The sequence below is a fragment of the Candidatus Culexarchaeum yellowstonense genome, from assembly GCF_024707025.1.
Lineage (GTDB): Archaea > Thermoproteota > Methanomethylicia > Culexarchaeales > Culexarchaeaceae > Culexarchaeum.
In genome coordinates this window covers 1-3,106 of the sequence record NZ_JANGFQ010000248.1, presented here as the reverse complement: position 1 = coordinate 3,106, position 3,106 = coordinate 1, and the positions used below count along the sequence as shown (strand labels likewise).

The following is a 3,106-nucleotide window of genomic DNA, read 5'->3' as shown; positions in this document are numbered from 1 at the left end:
GCACTCAAAATATTCCCAACGAGGAGGAGTAAAATTTCTGGATTAATGGGTGAAAATGAACTCATCGAATATGCCAAGAAGTGCACTGGATGTAGAGAATGTGAAAGGAGTTGCCCACAAAGTTTACCAATATCCACAGCCATGGCTAAAACAGCTAAGGGGGACGTGAAAGCTTTAGCCTCACTATACAATAGATGCTTCGCCTGCAGTAGATGTGAGAAGGCATGCCCAAGAAACATACCAATATTAAACATGATACTGAAATCCTCAGAGGAAATCATGAAAAATGAGAAGTTTAAGATGAGGGTTGGTAGAGGGCCCATACAAGACACTGAGATAAGAGCTGTGGGTAGGGATATAGTTTTGGGGACAATACCCGGAGTCATAGCCTTCGCTGGATGCGCCAACTGGCCTGATGGAGCAAGTGATGTAGCTGAAATGGCATATGAATTCGCTTCCAGGAGGTATATAGTTGTGGCATCAGGATGCTCAGCTATGGCAATTGCAATGTATAAAACTGAAGAAGGGAAAACGCCATACGAAGAACTCAGTGGAGAATTTACAGCTGGAGGTTTAGTTAACGTTGGTTCATGCGTAGCTAATGCACATATATCCGGTGCAGCAATAAAGATTGCAAACATATTCGCCAGACTACCATTAAGGGCAAATTATGCTGAAATAGCAGACTACATACATAATAGGGTTGGAGCAGTGGGGATAGCTTGGGGTGCAATGAGCCAAAAAGCTGCAGCAATAGCCTCAGGATTCTGGAGGCTTGGAATACCAATAATAGTTGGCCCCCATGGAATAAAGTATAGGAGAATGCTATTGGGGAATGCTGAAGATGAGAATGCATGGTACGTTTATGATGCTAAGACTGGAGAGAAGGTTTACGGTGGACCTGCACCGGAACACCTATTCTATGCAGCTGAAACTAAGGAGGAAGCTATGGTTATGGCTGCAAAGCTATGCATAAGACCAGCAGACACACCACAAGGTAGAGCAATAAAACTCACAAACTACATATCATTATACAAGAAGTTCTTCGGAGAGGAGAGACTGCCGAAAGATGTACACTTATTCATTAGAAGTGAGGGGGATATACCAATAACATATAGGGATGAAGTCATCAGATATCTTAAGGAAGTTGGATGGGTGGAGAAGCCAGTAACATCAAACCCAACACATCTAACCGAAGTTGTTGAAAAGATGAAGGTGAGAGAAACATGAGCATAGAATATTGGGCTAAGGGGGATATACCACCAGGACCAATAAAAGCAACCGTAGTGCCAGATGTAAAGAGGTTGGCAAGCATAATTAAACAACATAAAAAGCCAATAATGATGATAGGTCCAGAAATACATAGGTTAAGTGAATTGATTGGTGGAGATATATTAAGCAACTTAATAAACATATCCAATAGTATAAAGGCTGAGATAACAGTCTCAGACAGTAAAACTGTTAGGGAACTCGATTCAAGGGGGTTCAAAGATTATGTGATAGCATTCCCACTGGAAGTGGTTCAAAAAATATCATCAAATAAATCCAATTACGATCTAGCAATACTCATTGGATTCCACTACTACTACGGCTGGCTACTACTAAACTACCTAAAACACTACGCATACAAACATCTAAATACAATGTCAATAGACCCATACCCACAACCCAATGCCACATGGACCTTCCCACTACTCCCACTCTCCATATGGTACAAAAACCTATGCCAATTGGAGGGGGAACTTAAACTCGTAAGTTGAATAGCATAAACTTTAAAATCCATTATTAACACATAATTATGGCTTTATAGAGGCGAATTGTATGGGCTTAACGATAAACATATTAAACCCAATTCAAGTTCCAGAAAACATACCAGTAAGAGTTTATGATATACCACCAGCACCAGAGAAGGGGATGTTCCTAGATATACCAGTAGATGTTGGACCACAATATGAGGGGCAAAGGGTTAGAAGGGAAAACATGTTTGTAGAATTTGGTGGACCAAAATTGAAACACAAATTTGAACTTGTTAGGATAAAGGCAAATCCTGAGGAAGTTAATGATGGAAAAGTGATAATTGTAGGTGAAGATATAAATGAATTGAAACGTGGAGGAACATACCCCCTCGCAATAATACTGGAAGTTTATGGAAGTAAGCTGGACCCAAATGCTGAGGGTGTAATAGAGAGAAGAGTTCATGAATTCTGCAATTACATACAAGGATTCATGCATTTAAACCAAAGATACGATATATGGCTTAGAGTCGCAGATAAATCTTATAGTAAGGGGTTAACATCATTCAAATATATAGGCACAGTACTATATAGGCTATTCAAATCTGCATTCCCAATAATAGAAAAGATACAAATAACATTTGTGACCAATGGAGAAATCGTTGGAAAACTATTTGATCAAGCATTGAAGGTATATGAAGCTAGAGATGCAAGGATATTCGGACTTAGGGATGAAGATGTAGACGTATTCTACTCATGTAGATTATGCCAATCCTTCGCACCAACACACGTATGCATCATAACACCTGAAAGATCGGCAAATTGTGGTGCAATAACATGGATAGATGCCATGGTGGCTGCGAAGATAGATCCGAAGGGACCCATAGCCACAGTTCCTAAGGGTAAACTGCTAGACCCAATAAGGGGGGAGTGGGAGGGAGCCAATGAAACTGTTAGAAAGCTTTCAGGAGGCTCAATACAAAGGGTAACATTATACTCGGCCTTCGATTACCCACATACATCATGCGGATGCTTTGAATGCGTAACATTCTACGTACCCGAAGTCGATGGACTGGGAATAGTTCAGAGAGGATACGCTGGTGCAACCCCAGTTGGACTTAAATTTGGAGATATAGCTGATTCAGCTGGTGGAGGAAAGCAGATACCTGGATTCTATGGTCTTGGAGTATTATACATGAGGTCGAAGAAGTTTCTACAAGCTGATGGTGGATGGAATAGAGTTGTGTGGATGTCATCTGAATTGAAGGAGAAGCTACTGGATGCAATACCACAAGAATTGCGTGACAAAATTGCAACTGAGAAAGATGCAAAGACAGTTGAGGAATTAAAGAAGTTTTTAATTGAAAGGAAGC

At 40.6% G+C, this 3,106-nt stretch carries 3 protein-coding genes; all 3 read left to right on the top strand.

The features are described 5' to 3' along the window. The coding region (locus MRT15_RS12180) for a 4Fe-4S dicluster domain-containing protein (protein WP_304330562.1) at positions 1 to 1,230 on the top strand (1,230 nt) is incomplete at its 5' end. After that, positions 1,227 to 1,760 (top strand): carbon monoxide dehydrogenase beta subunit family protein, encoded by a 534-nt coding sequence (locus MRT15_RS12175; RefSeq protein ID WP_304330561.1) that lies wholly within the window; start codon positions 1,227 to 1,229, stop codon positions 1,758 to 1,760. The genes MRT15_RS12180 and MRT15_RS12175, both read left to right, overlap by 4 nt. Positions 1,761 to 1,821: 61 nt before the next feature. Then, positions 1,822 to 3,106 (top strand): CO dehydrogenase/CO-methylating acetyl-CoA synthase complex subunit beta (cdhC, locus tag MRT15_RS12170; RefSeq protein ID WP_304330560.1); only part of this gene is annotated, 1,285 nt, incomplete at its 3' end.